The 15,527-nt window shown below is 32.8% G+C and carries 18 protein-coding genes and 4 pseudogenes; 4 read left to right on the plus strand and 18 right to left on the minus strand.

Translation table 11 applies throughout. The annotated features are described in order from the left end of the window. Positions 1 to 453: 453 nt before the first annotated feature. The 5 genes and pseudogenes from AMD00_RS06665 to AMD00_RS06685 all read right to left on the minus strand — a co-directional run bounded on the left by AMD00_RS06665 (position 454) and on the right by AMD00_RS06685 (position 3,383). On the minus strand, positions 454 to 663 hold the full coding sequence (locus AMD00_RS06665; protein WP_053416262.1) for a hypothetical protein: 210 nt from the start codon (positions 661 to 663) through the stop codon (positions 454 to 456). Between the two features lie 177 nt (positions 664 to 840). Next, entirely contained in the window at positions 841 to 1,077 is a 237-nt protein-coding gene (locus AMD00_RS06670) for a hypothetical protein (RefSeq protein ID WP_053416263.1), read from the minus strand. Continuing rightward, the gene (locus AMD00_RS06675) at positions 1,077 to 1,397 is read right to left on the minus strand and encodes a YbjQ family protein (protein WP_053416264.1); all 321 of its coding nucleotides are present in this window, start codon (positions 1,395 to 1,397) and stop codon (positions 1,077 to 1,079) included. The genes AMD00_RS06670 and AMD00_RS06675 overlap by 1 nt, the downstream gene beginning before the upstream one ends. A 135-nt stretch (positions 1,398 to 1,532) precedes the next feature. Further along, positions 1,533 to 2,196, minus strand: a pseudogene (locus tag AMD00_RS06680) (MBL fold metallo-hydrolase). 257 nt (positions 2,197 to 2,453) lie between these two features. Next, a complete protein-coding gene (locus AMD00_RS06685) occupies positions 2,454 to 3,383 on the minus strand; it encodes a helix-turn-helix transcriptional regulator (RefSeq protein WP_053416265.1) in 930 nt (309 codons plus the stop codon). Between the two features lie 108 nt (positions 3,384 to 3,491). Between AMD00_RS06685 and AMD00_RS06690 the strand changes: the two genes are divergently transcribed. Further along, positions 3,492 to 4,097, plus strand: a complete 606-nt coding sequence (locus tag AMD00_RS06690) for a DJ-1/PfpI family protein (RefSeq protein ID WP_053416266.1) — start codon at positions 3,492 to 3,494, stop codon at positions 4,095 to 4,097. Positions 4,098 to 4,195: 98 nt separating this feature from the next. On the opposite strand, the gene AMD00_RS06695 is transcribed toward AMD00_RS06690, so the two are convergent. Further along, entirely contained in the window at positions 4,196 to 4,609 is a 414-nt protein-coding gene (locus AMD00_RS06695) for a VOC family protein (RefSeq protein WP_053416267.1), read from the minus strand. A 111-nt stretch (positions 4,610 to 4,720) separates the two neighbouring features. Next, positions 4,721 to 4,891, minus strand: a pseudogene (locus AMD00_RS23940) (ATP-binding protein); the annotation flags it as partial. On the opposite strand from AMD00_RS23940, the pseudogene AMD00_RS06700 reads away from it, so the two are divergent. Continuing rightward, positions 4,892 to 5,302, plus strand: a pseudogene (locus AMD00_RS06700) (FtsX-like permease family protein); the annotation flags it as partial. It abuts the pseudogene before it with no gap. 399 nt (positions 5,303 to 5,701) lie between these two features. On the opposite strand, the gene AMD00_RS06705 reads toward AMD00_RS06700, so the two are convergent. The 11 genes and pseudogenes from AMD00_RS06705 to AMD00_RS06755 all read right to left on the minus strand — a co-directional run bounded on the left by AMD00_RS06705 (position 5,702) and on the right by AMD00_RS06755 (position 13,960). Beyond that, on the minus strand, positions 5,702 to 6,049 hold the full coding sequence (locus tag AMD00_RS06705; protein ID WP_053416269.1) for a VOC family protein: 348 nt from the start codon (positions 6,047 to 6,049) through the stop codon (positions 5,702 to 5,704). A gap of 351 nt (positions 6,050 to 6,400) precedes the next feature. Next, the gene (locus AMD00_RS06710; RefSeq protein ID WP_157059192.1) at positions 6,401 to 7,372 is read right to left on the minus strand and encodes a DUF2268 domain-containing putative Zn-dependent protease; all 972 of its coding nucleotides are present in this window, start codon (positions 7,370 to 7,372) and stop codon (positions 6,401 to 6,403) included. 113 nt (positions 7,373 to 7,485) lie between these two features. Beyond that, positions 7,486 to 8,075: pseudogene (locus tag AMD00_RS06715) on the minus strand (DUF2441 domain-containing protein). A gap of 392 nt (positions 8,076 to 8,467) precedes the next feature. Further along, positions 8,468 to 8,842: a hypothetical protein gene (locus tag AMD00_RS06720; protein WP_053416270.1), complete on the minus strand. Its 375-nt coding sequence runs from the start codon at positions 8,840 to 8,842 to the stop codon at positions 8,468 to 8,470. Between the two features lie 167 nt (positions 8,843 to 9,009). Then, positions 9,010 to 9,258 carry a hypothetical protein gene (locus AMD00_RS06725; protein WP_053416271.1) on the minus strand — a complete coding sequence of 83 codons (249 nt, stop codon included), beginning with the start codon at positions 9,256 to 9,258 and terminating at the stop codon, positions 9,010 to 9,012. Between the two features lie 33 nt (positions 9,259 to 9,291). Continuing rightward, a complete protein-coding gene (locus tag AMD00_RS06730; RefSeq protein WP_053416272.1) occupies positions 9,292 to 9,705 on the minus strand; it encodes a GNAT family N-acetyltransferase in 414 nt (137 codons plus the stop codon). A 27-nt stretch (positions 9,706 to 9,732) separates the two neighbouring features. Then, complete coding sequence (locus AMD00_RS06735; RefSeq protein WP_053416273.1) at positions 9,733 to 10,773, minus strand: serine hydrolase domain-containing protein; 1,041 nt, start codon at positions 10,771 to 10,773, stop codon at positions 9,733 to 9,735. 355 nt (positions 10,774 to 11,128) lie between these two features. Then, positions 11,129 to 11,494, minus strand: coding sequence for a hypothetical protein (locus AMD00_RS06740; RefSeq protein WP_053416274.1), 366 nt, complete (start codon positions 11,492 to 11,494; stop codon positions 11,129 to 11,131). Between the two features lie 598 nt (positions 11,495 to 12,092). Further along, entirely contained in the window at positions 12,093 to 12,659 is a 567-nt protein-coding gene (locus tag AMD00_RS06745; protein WP_053416275.1) for a DUF4256 domain-containing protein, read from the minus strand. A gap of 114 nt (positions 12,660 to 12,773) precedes the next feature. Further along, positions 12,774 to 13,061: a hypothetical protein gene (locus AMD00_RS06750; protein ID WP_053416276.1), complete on the minus strand. Its 288-nt coding sequence runs from the start codon at positions 13,059 to 13,061 to the stop codon at positions 12,774 to 12,776. A 425-nt stretch (positions 13,062 to 13,486) separates the two neighbouring features. Beyond that, the gene (locus tag AMD00_RS06755) at positions 13,487 to 13,960 is read right to left on the minus strand and encodes a MarR family winged helix-turn-helix transcriptional regulator (protein WP_053416277.1); all 474 of its coding nucleotides are present in this window, start codon (positions 13,958 to 13,960) and stop codon (positions 13,487 to 13,489) included. A 152-nt stretch (positions 13,961 to 14,112) separates the two neighbouring features. Between AMD00_RS06755 and AMD00_RS06760 the strand changes: the two genes are divergently transcribed. Both AMD00_RS06760 and AMD00_RS06765 read left to right on the plus strand, forming a co-directional pair. Then, entirely contained in the window at positions 14,113 to 14,697 is a 585-nt protein-coding gene (locus AMD00_RS06760; protein ID WP_053416278.1) for a DUF3238 domain-containing protein, read from the plus strand. A gap of 88 nt (positions 14,698 to 14,785) precedes the next feature. Continuing rightward, positions 14,786 to 15,412 carry an FMN-dependent NADH-azoreductase gene (locus tag AMD00_RS06765; RefSeq protein WP_053416279.1) on the plus strand — a complete coding sequence of 209 codons (627 nt, stop codon included), beginning with the start codon at positions 14,786 to 14,788 and terminating at the stop codon, positions 15,410 to 15,412. The last annotated feature ends 115 nt before the right edge of the window (positions 15,413 to 15,527 follow it).

Raw genomic sequence — 15,527 nt, forward strand, 5'->3', positions numbered from 1 at the left:
TTCAACTCGTACTTTTGCCATAAAAAAACCCCCGTAAAAGTTAGAATGGTGTCTAACTTTTACGGGGCAGTTCAGATCAGATCAGTTCCCTGAATGCTTTTTTGTGCTTTTCTACTAAAGCCACCTCTAATTGTCAATTGTTATCAAACTACTAATTTTTTCAATTCTAAGGAAATTACATTGATAGGCTAGTTTTTGTCTGATTTGGGCACTCTCACAAGCAAAAAGTATCACCGTCACATATACAACCGCCAATAATTTTCCGCTAGTCCAAAAAACATTCTATTATTGATCATTTTCTAATTAACGTCTTTGTTAGCATTAAAACATTGTATTAGTATTTTTAAGGAAAGGCTCTCATGAGAAATTTTCTTTTGCTATTGAAATCCACTACAAAAAAATAGTGCCAATTTCTCTTTAAAAGAAATTGGCACTTCGTTTATTCGCTATTCGTTATCGTGCCTCTTTTGGCGGTTGGCACACGTCACATTTACGTTGGTTATTATTTTTAAATTTCTTAAATGTTTTTTCAAAGTTGCTATCACATGCACATTTAAATAGTAACTTTTGAGAAAAACCATGATATTCTGTAGTTAATAACTTACTATCTGAATTTTTCTCAACAAATTCTTTAATTTTACCAATTGTCCATTGTTTATTCATTCTCTTACACCTCCATATTTTATCGCTATGCGGAGGCTATTTTTGGCATCCGTTCAATTATAAGTAACATTAGTAATTACCCTAAGCTACTCATTATAACACGAGCTGGCACCCAATTACAGATGGAACGTATCTTATTAAACTAAAAAAGAAAATTAGCCTAAAAAAACAAAAAAACTAATTTTCTTTTCTATAAAATCGTTCACCTGTTTCTGCATTATAATATACTCTTATTTTTTCACCTGTTACAGGGTCAAGATTCACCTCATTCGTTACTTCAAAACCTTTAGGAACTTTATTTCCATGATTGCGTTTATATCGTTTATCATATATAAAGTAACCAAGTAAGATACAAACGAAAACAATACTAAATTGAAATATCAAATATATACCTATTCCAAAAAACGTCGTCATTATAGCTTTTCCACAACAACTGCCGTACCGTATGCAACAATTTCACTCATGTTTTTACCCATTTCACCAGAATCATATCGCATCATAATAATAGCATTCGCTCCCATTTGGTTGGCATTTATTATCATACGGTCTATAGCTTCTTTTCTAGAATCTTCAAGCATGGCAGTATATTGCTTGATTTCTCCTCCTACTAATCCTTTTAAGCCCGCCATAATATCGCCGCCAAGCCCCCTACTTCTTACAATTAGACCAAATACTGAACCTTTTACTTCGACAACTTTATACCCTTCAATGTGTTCTGTTGTTACTACTAGCACATTCATCATCTCCTATGTTTTATTCAATTTCCTTATTCACCTAAACTGCCCTTAGCTGAATAAAAAATAAGAGCTGTCTAATCAGCTCATTCATCTTCAAGTAAAATGCTCGATTGCTAAAGAATTTCTAGAATTTTAACATGAAACTACTTTTTGGATCTGGTCATGAATATTTACCTTACTTAACCCACCGTGGTAACAAACCACTGATTCAATTTCGAGATCTAAGTATTTCTTCAAAGAGAGTCGTGCTTCTTTTATATCCAGAACAGTCGGGACATGAATTCCCTTAATTATTCCGTTTTCACTGTACATCGAGTCTCCGGCAATCAGTGTTTTACTTTGTTTCAAATATAGGCTGATGTGGCCAGGAGTATGCCCTGGAGTATGGATGATACGAATTCCACCACAATACGGCAATTCTTGACCGTCTTTCAAGGTTTCGTCCACTTTGCCCTTAGGGGGGGTTTCTAGGTGCCCGTCTTTCAAAAGAGATAATTCCCCTTGAATATAAGGCTTATCCAAATCGTGAGCATAAACTTTAATTTTACTTCCACACTCCTGTAATATCTCAGGAATACTACCTATATGATCTATATCCTGATGCGTCAATATTATGACTTTTAGTTTTTCGAACGACACTCCTACCTTTTCCATTGCCACGCGTATATCTTCAATTTGTCCGGGGAAATCCAGTATCTATTAAAACAGCCATTTCTTCATCCCATAAAAGAATTGGATGAATAATAATCCCATTAAATTCAAGATGAAGCATTTCTACCCCTTTATAAATCCCCATAGTTTAGTCCCCTCTATAATTAGATTTCGTTTATGTATAAAAAGATTTGGTTACACAAGAAATTTGAAATAATAAAGCTAATTTTGTACGTATAACACTATTATTACTTAGTATCAATAATTATTCATTATCACAATAGCCTACAAGTTAGTTGAATTAAGCGAACATAATATTAATTTCAACTTCCTTCTCAAAAATCCCTGCTGATCTTCAACTATATAGAGAAGAATGTATTTATTATTTTTCCCTATACCAAATCACTGGTATAAAACACTCAGTACTAAAATTTTCTTTTTTATTTCATCTCTTAATTCAATAGGTTGAACTACTTTTGCATTCTTTCCCATTTGTATAAAATAATCTGCCAAAAAGTCAATTTCTGTCTTACTTATTGAACCCCTAATAACTCCATGACCTTTACTGTCTATTGATATTCGATGATATGGTGAAACATTAGATTTATATTTCCCTACTCCTTCTGGCGTTAATTCGACAATAAGCTCATACTCTTTTTTTGTTGATAAAATGCTAATAATATCATTTAAGTTGGTTTCATTTAGATTCATCTTTTCACTTCTGGCACTAAGTCTGATCTCTGATATTCGATCACTTCGAAAAAGTCTAAATTCCTTCCTAAGATAACAATACGAAGGGCAATACCATCTTCCATATTGAGAAAACAATCCAATTGGTTGAATTTCTCTATTAACCCCCAAGTAAGAAATCCAAAGCGGCTCATTTCCTATTGCTGCCATAAATAGCTCTTTTAGAAGGGGGCTTTCTTTAGTCTGATTATCTATTTTGAAATCTATCTTATCTTTGATTAAATCAATTTCATCTTTCATCTTCCCGTTTAAGTTTAAGTAGAATTTTTTTATGATTGAATTATATTCCGATTCAAAAGGGAGGCTTATAAAATGTTTTAAAGATAATAGAGCAAAAAAGATAGAGAACGTTTCATCTTTTGTAAAAGATACAGCAAGTAGATTTTTTTCTTCCAAAACTTGATATCCACCATTAGGTCCTACCTCTGAAATTAATGGAACCCCTAAAATACTTAGTTCTTCTAAATCTCTAAGAATCGTTCTTCTTGAAACATTAAATTCTTTTGCTAAATCATCTACCTTAAACTTTTTAACTCGATTAATATACAACCTTAATTCATTTAATCTAGTCGCTTTACTCAAAATTTTCCCCTTTTACTAATTGTGTCATCATTTGTCACTATTACATTATATACTGAGGATAGTTTCAAATTGATAAAACTTTCATTATTTAATTAGGAGGGATTTAGAATGAATCAATCTGAGAAAAAAGAAATTTTATTTGTAGTGTTGGAGGAATTTGCTGATTGGGAAATGTCTTATGTAGCAGCTTTTTTAAATAATACAGACAAGTACATCACTAAAATAGTTAGTGTAAGTGAAGGTGTTATAAAGTCAATTGGTGGAATACGTGTACTTCCTGATTACACCTTTAGAAATATACCTGAAATCTTTTATGGTTTAATACTGATTGGGGGAAACTCCTGGCGTAAGCCTTTAAACAATAATGTCATTCCAATAATGGAGAAGGCACTTTCTATGGATATTCCAATAGGGGCAATATGTGATGCAACAGTATTTATGGGCGCCAATGGATGGTTAAATGACATAAAGCATACAAGTAATGATCTTAAAGATTTGAAAACTTATGCAAAAGATAACTACCGAAATGAAATAAATTATGTACTAGAGCAAGCAGTTTCTGATGGGAAAATTGTGACCGCAAATGGAACAGCTTCATTAGAATTTGCAAAAGAAATTCTTGAATTATTAGAAGCATATCCTAAGGAGTATATTAATCAGCTTTATAACTTTCATAAATTAGGTTATTATGAGGCGGCAAAGGCAAATTCTTAAATCCAGATATGCGTAATGCACATAATCCTTAAGATAGGAATTTATGTGCATTTTCCCTTTACAGGATATACTCTTAAGCACCTTTAGCTTTCTATTTCTTACTCCTTCGGCATCTTGCTCATATCCATATACAACACATTCCAGCGGTGACCATCTAAATCAGCAAAACCGCAGCCGTACATCCAACCTTGGTTCTCTGAGGGCTCACCAAAGATTGTACCTCCAGCCTTTACTGCCCTTCTTGCTATTTCATCTACTTCTTCTTTGCTCTCTGCATCAATGGAAAATAATACTTCAGTAGCTTGTTTTGCATCGACTATTTCATGTTTGGTAAAATTTTCGAAAGTGGAAACAGGGAAAAGCATTACGGTAGCATTATTATCTCCGATGACTAATTGAACTTGATCGCTGTTGCCAAGTGGTGTATTAGTCGAAAATCCAAGTTTGCTATAAAACTCTTTTGATTTATTTGTATCTTTAACTGGCAAGTTGATCCAAAATTGTTTTGTCATAGTTATTTCTCCATTTCTAATTTAATTTTACTCTCCCATATATTCTTCAGTAAGGTATAAAACACCTTCTTCCAAATTGAAGTAAACAACAGTCAATGTTTGTTTTTTAATTCAATTGAAATGATAGTAATTTCTCATTTTTGGAAAATGAATAATGACTCTTGTGTACATGCCTTCTTGAGATTGAACAGAAATATCATGACCTAATTTCAAGGCCATTTGTTTCGCCAAGTATAGGCCCATTCCAGTAGATTTCGTATGGGTTCTTCCGTTTGTACCTGAACGTATTATGAAAAATATACATCCATACAAGCATTCACAGGCATGAAAATGTTTATAGTCAGCTCATTAGCATTAGTCCTCTTAGCAGCTTCAGGAAGTATTATTTATTTCAAACAAATCTCAGAAGCACATGCGGATCAAAACCGTTATGAGATTTTACGTAAAATCGGAGTAAGTAAAAAAGAAGTACGATCAACAATAGCAAAACAAACGCTATTTGTATTTATCCTTCCTTTACTGATTGGCATACTTAATGCAGGTATGCTACTTCTATCAATAGTTGTAGCATATGACATGGACCTAATTGAAAATATTCTTTATTTCCTATATGCGGTCGCTGCCTATGGCGTAATCTACCTGATTTATTACGTATTAACTATCACGTCTTATAATCAAATTGTAAACAAATAAAACAAAAGGGTTATTACAGAATGTCAGTGAAAAATGACTTTCTGGATAACCCTTTTTTGATTAAAGCAAAATTGTAGGCAAACCGCGTCTTCTATTGAGTTTTATCCGCCTTCAGTAATTTCCCCCCAAATTGAAGTAGGAGTACCTTTCGGATTTGTAGTTATTGTTCCATAACCCACAAATCAATATACAAAATAGAACTAATAAAAGAGGAATACTTATATCCAATTTCATCACACCATAAATTATATTTAGGATTTAGTTTGTCTTGTTCAGTTACAATAATTCCTTATTAAACTATACTGCCCCTTTAGTTGAATAAAAAAAGAGCTGTCTGAACAGCTCAAAGATTTTCTACTAAAGTACCCCGTTAACTTAATAGCAAATGTTTACAACCCGCTATTTCTCCCAAAGCTCGATCAGTCGACCTTCAGGATCTTTAATCCAAATAAACTTTCCAAATTCACTAATCTCTTCTTTCTTCTCAAGAGGTACACCAATATTTTCAAGATGCTTAATAGTCTCGTTTAGATCATGTACTTGGAAATTTAACATCACTTGTTGTTCTGTTGGAAAATAACTGTCATTCTCGGTAAAGAAAGAAAAGATAGTCTCATTTCCTAATTGGGGTTTAATCACAGTCCCATTCCAATCTTCTATTTCAATCTTCAACACTTCACTGTACCATTTTTTTATAACATCGAGATTCTTAGTTCTCCAAAAAACTCCTCCGAAACCTTTTATCATCGTAACTAACTCCTGTCTGTCTTTAAGATTTTAGAATTTCAATTATTGTTAAGTTACTTCTTCAACTAAACTGCTGCTTTAGAAAAAACATCCCTTATGTCTATAATTCTATTATGTTGGCAATAATCCCTTTAATAATACTATTTTAGGGGGAATGGAATTGTTACTTTCAAAAGTATGGGCTTTGTTTGAAGCTGATAAACGAATAGAGGGCTTTTCTCCGTAAACGTTTAAGGCCTACCAGTTACAGTCTTTGCTACTAATTGCCGGGCAAGCATTTAAAACGAAAAGACCAAATATTATTACATATATTCAATTTCGAAATATGTGTTAAAATCATTCATAAATTTGTTATTTATAGTTTTCGAGGTAATTTCCTTTTTCAAAAAGTTCTTTAGAACTTAGGGCAGTCCATTCTTCTGGTGTTACATTAGGGTTCAAATCAAGATATGATTTGACCATTTTATACCCCTCACTGTAACCATAATATAAAGGAAGGCCATTTCCACCAAGAATAATTTCAAGTGACCGATTCAAGTCATTCTTTTGGAGATCTAATGCAATTTTTGACCAATAAATTTTGTTGTAAGTCAAATCAACTGGAATAGAAACAATTTCGGGATAAACTGATTTTTCAAACTTAACCGCCTTTCCTTCAAATATTAGATTATCCAATACAGAAAAAGGTACATCTTTACGTAAGTATTTCTCAGTCCAAACACTATGATGATATTCGTGAGCTACTCCAGCCCTTAAAACAGTATCATTAAAATATTTATTGTATAGGACTATTATTTTACCTGCCCCCACGGTTACCATGGATGCGTTTACATTAGTGGAAGGAAAAACACATACTGTTGTTTCATTTTCGGATGTAATAAGATCAGAAGATTTTAAAAGAGCTTCTTTTATAATTTTTTCTGTTTCTTCCCTATCAATTTTTTCGCTTAATTTTTGATTTTCTGATAAGCGATTCGGATCTACATTTATAACTGGATCAGCCATATAAGGATATTCACCATTCTCAAAACAATCACTATATACTGGTTTAATTACCTCTTCATTATAAATTTCCAATTGTGAATGTTTTGGGTTACTTTCAACTTTATCTATATAGTTTTGATAAAGTTTATAGGCATTGACTATTTTATACTTTTGATTTGTTTGAGGGTGTTCGAATGATAAAACTATACTATCAATATCTTGTTTTTCATTGGAATCAGAGAGTTCGCTTTTCGATTTTCCTGTTTGTGTACAGGAAGTAAGCGTTAGAAACGTAATTATTAAAACAAATACTGCAACTATTTTTAGATAATTCACCAATTAACCCCACTCTCCAGTTAAAATTTCTTAAGTAACTAAACTGCCCCTTTAGTTGAATAAGAAAAAAGAGCCGTCTGAATAGCTCAATAATCTTCCACTAAAGTACTCGATATTTATGAGAAATCTTCAATAACTTCTACTACTTCAATTATTCCGTTAATCAAAAGCTCTGGCAGTTCGTTTTTCACATTACCATTCCAATATTCTATAGCTTGTTCAATTTTCCGAGAAAAAGGGACCCCATCCACCTTTGGTAAAAGGTTTCCATCTCCCTCAAAAGAATTCCCAATCACTCGAAGTTTAACAATCTGCAAAACCTTCCGATTGTAAGAATCAAATAACGATTTCCATTTCAAGACGTCTTCATAGCTTTTCGCAGCATATAAGCAGGACAACCTTGAAGGATATTCAGGATGTTCTTGTAGTCTAACCATTTCTACTATAGCTTCTCTAATAGCTCTGGTTGTTTGATCAACATAATTTAAAGCTACTTGAGCATTTTCTTTATTCAAGTTCAAGCCTTCATTTGTATAATGATCCTGAAAAATTCGAATGAAGTCTTCACCTTTAGAATTCAATTGTTCTTTTTCAAAAAAGAAGTGAAATAAGGTATTCTTTTGGTTCTTGTTGAAGTTGATTATCTGTCCTTGACTCATTTTTTTCTAGTAACGATATGATAAACATAAAATTCTTTATTTTCCATATTTCACCTCACGCTAAACTTAATCATAATGTCTATACTTTGAATATTCGATTACACTTGTCGACAGAGAAAAATTTGTTTAATTCATTCATCAGTGAATTAGTCCCAAATGCTTTTTTGAATTAATTATTTTCAACTCCAAATACTCCTTAACGAAAAACTACTGCCCTTTGTTTAACTAATCGACTTTTGAAATATCCTTTCTTTTCTGTAATAGCCAAATTACAGTACTTTTTCTTCTACGAAACTGCATCATTAGTACATTAAGTTCAACAAAAAAGTGCGTAATCCTGCTTGGATTAACGCACTCGTTAGTTCAATAATATATTGTTGAGTCGAACAAACTGTCAGATAAAAAAGTTACCCTTTAGCAACTTAGGAGTAGAAATCCATTATTTATATTTAGTAAGCCAGTCAATTAATTGGTCATAGTTACTTGAGAACTTTGCGTTGTCTTTAGTATTAGACTGTTCAAGGTGAATTAAAATATCTCCTTCTTCTAATAGAAATGCAACTGCGATAGTGTTCTCTAATATATTCTTAGAGAAAAATTTGTCTTTCCACAATTTTTGTACAGAAAAATGTTCTGGAGTATAACCTTTACGATTAACTAACAACTTATACTTTTTTCCTTGTCTAATAAATGAATAGCACGTTTCTTCAAATGAATTAAACCATGTGTTTACATCAGCAAGGGTTATGTAACCTGTCAAATTTGTAATAATAATATCTTCAGAAATGGATGTACTTATATTTTTTACATTCAATAAAAAAACAGCTCCTTCCTGTCATTATAAATCAATAATGGTAGTAGGTGTAAATTTGTTATATAAAAAGTTAAAAGAGCCGTCCGAACAGCTCAACAACCTTCTACTAAGGTAATCAGTTAGTAAAAGAGCGTTCCTTCATCTCTCAGAAACGCACTCAGTTCAATCTAACCTAAATAAACAATTTCACCATTTTCTTTTTTTGCACGAATTGTAATTTTACCCGCACATTGCTCTGGGTTTTTGTATCCATTTTCGACTTCTTCAAATAGTGTAGATAATAGAGTTTCTAATTCACCTAGTGTTGTATCTTTAGAAAGTTTATGTACGCTCATTAGTTCTACACCTTTAAAAGCGTCTTTTGCACCTTGAACTTCAACTTTTCCAAATGCTTTTACTTCCATTTCAATTTTCATCTTTTCACCTCTTATCACATTACTTTTATACGGTCAATTTTTTAATACCCAGATTTTGAACTCTTCACTTTGTTCTTGTAAATTCCAACCTGATTTATAATAATATTCATTAAAATTGGACTCAGTCGGACATAGTGCAACTATAGGTAAATCATTTATCGTATTTAACATCTTTTTTAACAAACCTTGACCACGGTAAACCTCGCTTATCGCAAATTGATACAAAGAAATTTTGTCTTGTGTTTTTTTTCGGTAAAACCTAAATGCTCCTACTACTTGACCTTCTACTGTTGCCACTATCATTTGCTTTCTTCTTATGGCTGCTTTAATTCCAAGAGGACATAAAAACTCTTCAGAATAAACTGCACTGTTATTACGATCTAAATTTTCTTTGAAGAAATACACAACTTCAGATATATGAGTTGGATTCGCTAAAGCTATTTGCATTTTCCTCCCCCTTAAAAATAACGTTTTCTATGCCATAAGTGATTTATATATATCCCCTATAATTCCTTCCATTTGATGAACACCTAATTCTGCATTCGTCATGATAACTGCCCCTTTTTCGATGTGCGAAAATGCTACCATCATACATTGAAAGCCTACTCCCCAACCGAGTGATGTAATTTCTAATTCTCTTTCAGAGCCTTCAAGAAACACACCTAATCCAGTCCAACTCTTACCTTTTTGAGGTGTTATCATTTCTTTTGCTAATCTTTCTGAAATGCCAATTTTACTTTCCCCTTTTAGAGCATCCAGTAGCTCAAGAACTAATCGAGCTAAATCTAAAGAAGTTGTCCATAATCCAGAAGCTGCTTGGTAAGGATATATAGGATACTTTCCATCTACTAATTCACCGTTTTTATTATGACCACAAGAGAATTCTTTTTTATCCATCTCTAACATTGTTGTTGTATTTAAATGGCTATTTTTCATTCTTAAGGGCTTAAATATTAACTCATTCACCACTTGATAAAATGGCTTTTCAGTAACATCTTCAATTAGTTGTTGAACAACACAAAAACCTGCATCTGAATAGTGAAATTCACTCTCTGGTTCACATTGTACTTTAATTGGAGCTTTACAATAAGGAGTTTTCCCCTCTAATATATCAACCATCGAAGGAACCCCTATTTTTGAATTTAGTTCAGAAAAACTACCTTCAGGATCCTTAATTCCAGATTGATGACTAAGTAAGTTTCTCAAAGTAACGCTTCTATTTTTAGTGAATTCATTTTCTGGTACTTTCCACGATACAAGTCTTGTATTTATATCCTCATCTAAATCAAGTAGTCCTTCCTCAATTAGCTTTATAGCAATCATTCCTGTTAAGAACTTGCTAATAGAACACGAACTAAAAATAGAATTTTCATTTACTTTTCTATCGCAATCTACCTCTAGTAAACCGTAATTTTCTGTTCCGCTAATTTGACCGTTCTCAAGTAAGGTAATACTTATACCTGGAACATTATAATGTTTCATTTGTTCTTCGATATTGATATTCTTTAATTTCATTTTTATCCCCCTAAAAAAGTGTTACCAATAAAATTGTAACACGAATACACGTTCCATTGTATGTAATTGGAAAAATTTAATTAACATGCTGCTTTAGTTCAATAAGATCAATGTGCTTCCTAAGAAACCCTGTCCTTTTCGTTGAATAAAAAAAAGCTGTCTGAACAGCTTAAAGATCTTCTACTGGTGCACCCAATAGTTTAAGTACATTATTTCACAAACTCAGTCGATATTGCATACATAACTCCGTTCATTCATTACAAGAATACTGCTATGTTTAATCCATAGCAAAATAAGCTGTCTAAATAACAGCTTATCTTCTGCTATTGCACCAGTTACTCAATTTATTCAGAAGTTATTTATTGGGTATATTATCAATCGCTTGAATAGCTAGTTCCAACGCTTTAATTCTTCTTTCTAAAAGCGTTCTTTGGGAACTACCAGCCTTTGACTTACCATAACTATTCTCAATTGTTGGTAATAAACCAGTAAGAACATTTTGAGCTTCTGCTAAATCTTCCTGGATGTAAGAATGGGGTCTTTGATTCCAAACGTTTTCTAGCATTGCTAAGCCGATGGAAACAGCTTTGAGTCGTTTCTTGACTAAGGTAGTATTTACGCCTTTCTGAGTCATCTGGGACAAGGCATTTTCGAGTTTACTGATAGTAGATTGTAAAGATTTTATTGATTCTAATTTAACTACATTTGATACGTTTTCCATAAAAGTACTACCCTTTCTTCGTTTCTGAAATATTTGGCTGGATATTTGATAAAATCGTTAAGAACTTGATTTCACTCGCAATATTTTAACATAAATAACTAACTCTCTTTGAGAGAAATTCTCAACAATCTGGCTCGTTGTTGAACTCAAGTTAAATAACACTCTTCAACTGTCCTGCTCCGTTAGTTCAATAAGAAAAAGGCTCTACTCCTTATTGAAGTAAAGCGCCCCGTTATTTTAAGTGCCTTATCTCACAAACTCTATATATCCTTTCAGATATTATAGGAATGCTGCCCCGTTATTTTAAATGCATTCATTCGCAACTTTCATAAATATCAAAAAAATCACCTCAAAGAATAACTAAAGAGGTGATTTCTATCAAACTTTATTATTAACTATTAATCTTTTTTACAATGCTACAGCTGTTACGACAAAAAAACAGAGTTAATCTACGAAATGTGTAGATTCTACTCTGTTTTTTGTTTTGATATTTATAAATCGAATATTTAACTAAAGTACACAATAGTTGAAGAATGAAATTAAAACCTTTCCCCAGATGATCCGTTCTCAAATTCAAATATAGCTGTTGATGCAAAATTTAGACTCTTAGCGAGCCACGGAAGCCCCTTGCAGCATAGTAGGATTCTGCTCCATTATGGTACACAAAGACAGTGTCGTAGCGATGATCACAAAAGATTGCCCCGCCGAGTTTTCTAATATTAGCAGGTGTTTGCACCCAGCTCGACGTTTTCAAATCAAAATTTTCAAGTTTCTGCAGTTCTCGGTATTTCTCTTCCGTTAAAAGTTCAATGCCCATGGCAGTTGCCATATCAATAGCGTTATTTTCTGGTTTGTGGTTTTTCCTTGACTCCAGTGCTTCACGGTCGTAACAAACACTTCTGCGACCTTTAGGACTTTCTGCTGAACAATCATAAAAAATGTATTCGCCCGTCTTGTTATCATGGCTTACAACATCTGGTTCACCGCCAGTAACTTCCATTTCATTGAGCGACCATAGTTTTTCAGTAGTAGCTTCGAGCTTAGCTTGTACTTTAGCCCATTCAAGACCTTTATGGCGGTTCATGTTTTTCTCAAAACGGGCTTTCAAAGTTCTAAGTAGTTCCTCACTGTGTTCTAGTGACAACTCCTTATTTCTCTTTGTCATATTAGTTCCCCCTTATTGTTTTTATTCATTATGGTTTAAGTACTAAACTATTGCATTAAAAAAAGCGTCGCCTATACAGTTCATTAATCTTAATCGTTTTATTAAAGAATCAATTTAATAATATAATTTCTTTTTTACTATAAATTGAGGACTGGTAATTAATTTTGCTTTTGCAATTCCTTTTTTAAATCTTACATTGTTTAACCAATCAATAATTGCATTAGCATCATAATTTGGATGAATTCTCTCTCCATTTTCTAATGCCCAATATTCTGTATTCTTTTCCTCGTCAAAAATCCAATTTAGAAAGTCCTCCTGAATACTGTTCATCTTCCTACCTACTTTTGTTGAACAAGAAATGTATTGAATAAACTCTTCACTAAAGTCAATTTTTATAATCATAAGAGTTTAACTCCTTAAAATCGTTTTGAAATTAAGGCTATTATAGCATTTTATTGAACTAAACTGCCCCGTTAGTTCAATAAAGAAAAAAGAACTCCGTAGGCAACTCTACAATTTTTAATTAACGCGCCCCGTTAGTTTATCCAAATTAAAAATAATTTGTAACTTGTTAATATTAGATATGAATGTCTAATAGGTTATTTTTATGTCTGATAGAAGAATATTTGAAGTTGAAAAATGGGTTATAACAACAAATTTTTTACTAACAGTTTGAATGCTTTTGGCATTGTCAGAAGCATTCCAGGTCAGTCCAAGGAGGGTTAAGTACGATTCTATACAAACATTGCTGCTATATCATTACTGGAATGCTACTCTATTAGTACGTACTTAAACAGGCTTAAAAATACCTTTTATAGACTCAAACTTCACCAAATAAGTCTTACGAACGGTGATAGTTTACCTTCATTTTCTTCGGAAATTAATTTTGATAAATCTTCTTTGAGCATTTGCATCCGTTCATTACCTATATTTTCACTCCAGCGTCCCTCAATCTCCGATAGTATCTTTTCTTTTGCCTTCACTACTAACCAACCTCGTTCAGTCAAAACAATAATTTTCCCTCTTTTATCAGTGGGATGACTTTGACGCATAACATAACCATTTTTCTCTAGATAATCCACCATTTTACTTACAGCCTGCTTGGTAATTCCTAAATACTCAGATAGTTCTACACCTGTAGCTCCATTAGGAATGATACATTTAAACATAAAACCATGTACTGGTCTGAAATCTCCAAATCCTGATTCACTTAATCTTTCATGTAGTTCATTAATCGATGCACTAAAGGATAATGACAAAAGTGTTGTAAGATCGAATTTATTAAATAATTGATGATTCATACATGAAAACTCCTTAAATATAGTAAATTTAGTTGACTTTATTTAAATACCATTGTACTATGCACTATATAGTCAATCAAGTTGACTACATTATTTTTGCAAAAAAAATAACTAGTAATCCACAAAAAACAAATTCTCTAAGGAGGTTCTATATGATTAATATTGTTAAAATTCGAGCGAGTGTATTTATTCCAATGTCTTGGACTGAACCTAAGAAGGATATTCAGACAGGAAAAGTAATCCAGTTCGAAGGTGACTCACGTGAATTTACACCATATGCAGTAAACACTATGCGTTCCAGAATCGAACAAGAAGTAGTTGTAGATTTTTATAAGAAGGAAATTTTCTCTTATGCGAACACTGGTATAACAACAGAAAAAGTTATAAATCCAGATAATTCTATTAATCAAAGAACAGGGAAAGCTAGTACAGAAAGTATTGTGTGCACTAATGTTGTATGGGGTTCTGATGATGTTGAATTTCAAATGAGTGCAAGTGCTAGCAATCCATTGAATATATATGCTCCTCCTGTCGACTACCTATTGACTGTACAAGTCAAAAAAGATGGTAGGATCGAAATTCAAGGAGAACATGATGGATTCCCTTGTTATGAATTTTATAAGCAAGTCAATTTTGGTCCATTTGAAGAAATTTATACGCATGATTTTAGAAAAACTGGTGATACTCCTGAAGCTATGGCTGGAGAAATGGAGTATAGTTTTAAAAAGATATTATAAAATAGGAAAACATACGTTAAGAACTTTAAACACGTAGCATTCCACTACGGATGAGCAACGTAAGAGGAAGCAACAGGAGGAAAAAAGAATGACAACCGTTTTATTCGTAAAAGCAAACAATCGTCCAGCAAATCAAGCTGTTAGTGTGAAATTATATGAGGCTTTTTTAGCGAGCTATAAAGAATCTCATCCAAATGAGACAGTGGTAGAACTTGATTTATACAATGAAGAATTGCCATATGTAGGAGTAGATATGATTAACGGCACATTTAAGGCTGGAAGAGGACTGGAATTAACTGAAAAGGAAGCAACAGCAGTAGCTGTTGCTGATAAATATTTAGACCAATTCCTTGCAGCTGATAAAGTTGTATTTGGTTTCCCTTTATGGAACTTAACAATTCCTGCTGTACTACACACATATATTGATTACTTAAATCGCGCAGGCAAAACATTTAAATATACGCCAGAAGGACCCGTAGGACTTCTTAGTGATAAGAAAATTGCATTATTAAATGCAAGTGGCGGCGTGTATTCTAATGGAGCAGCTGCTGAACTAGAAATGGCTGTTAAATATGTAGCAAGTATGATGGGCTTTTTCGGTGTAAGAGATATAGAGAAAGTAGTGATTGAAGGTCACAACCAATTCCCAGATAAAGCAGAAGAAATTATTGCCGCAGGTCTTGAAAAAGCTGCTAAAGTAGCAAGTACGTTCTAAATAACTAGTCACATAACGTTAAATATAGCAGTACCACCACTTTTATAGCGGTGGTACTGTTTTTTTATTTGCTTATCTCGCTATTTTCGGGAAGTAACAGCCCTATTATGAGATA

This window comes from Viridibacillus arvi (genome assembly GCF_001274945.1).
Taxonomy (GTDB): Bacteria; Bacillota; Bacilli; order Bacillales_A; family Planococcaceae; genus Viridibacillus; species Viridibacillus arvi.

What these genes read in the sequence shown, in the direction of transcription:
- AMD00_RS06760 (WP_053416278.1), top strand. Translation starts at nt 14,113, where the DNA reads ATGATTAATATTGTTAAAATTCGAGCGAGTGTATTTATTCCAATGTCT.
- AMD00_RS06765 (WP_053416279.1), top strand. Translation starts at nt 14,786, where the DNA reads ATGACAACCGTTTTATTCGTAAAAGCAAACAATCGTCCAGCAAATCAA.
- AMD00_RS06725 (WP_053416271.1), bottom strand. Translation starts at nt 9,258, where the DNA reads ATGAAAATTGAAATGGAAGTAAAAGCATTTGGAAAAGTTGAAGTTCAA.
- AMD00_RS06745 (WP_053416275.1), bottom strand. Translation starts at nt 12,659, where the DNA reads ATGACAAAGAGAAATAAGGAGTTGTCACTAGAACACAGTGAGGAACTA.
- AMD00_RS06665 (WP_053416262.1), bottom strand. Translation starts at nt 663, where the DNA reads ATGAATAAACAATGGACAATTGGTAAAATTAAAGAATTTGTTGAGAAA.
- AMD00_RS06690 (WP_053416266.1), top strand. Translation starts at nt 3,492, where the DNA reads ATGAATCAATCTGAGAAAAAAGAAATTTTATTTGTAGTGTTGGAGGAA.
- AMD00_RS06670 (WP_053416263.1), bottom strand. Translation starts at nt 1,077, where the DNA reads ATGACGACGTTTTTTGGAATAGGTATATATTTGATATTTCAATTTAGT.
- AMD00_RS06695 (WP_053416267.1), bottom strand. Translation starts at nt 4,609, where the DNA reads ATGACAAAACAATTTTGGATCAACTTGCCAGTTAAAGATACAAATAAA.
- AMD00_RS06735 (WP_053416273.1), bottom strand. Translation starts at nt 10,773, where the DNA reads ATGAAATTAAAGAATATCAATATCGAAGAACAAATGAAACATTATAAT.
- AMD00_RS06755 (WP_053416277.1), bottom strand. Translation starts at nt 13,960, where the DNA reads ATGAATCATCAATTATTTAATAAATTCGATCTTACAACACTTTTGTCA.
- AMD00_RS06730 (WP_053416272.1), bottom strand. Translation starts at nt 9,705, where the DNA reads ATGCAAATAGCTTTAGCGAATCCAACTCATATATCTGAAGTTGTGTAT.
- AMD00_RS06705 (WP_053416269.1), bottom strand. Translation starts at nt 6,049, where the DNA reads ATGATAAAAGGTTTCGGAGGAGTTTTTTGGAGAACTAAGAATCTCGAT.
- AMD00_RS06750 (WP_053416276.1), bottom strand. Translation starts at nt 13,061, where the DNA reads ATGATTATAAAAATTGACTTTAGTGAAGAGTTTATTCAATACATTTCT.
- AMD00_RS06740 (WP_053416274.1), bottom strand. Translation starts at nt 11,494, where the DNA reads ATGGAAAACGTATCAAATGTAGTTAAATTAGAATCAATAAAATCTTTA.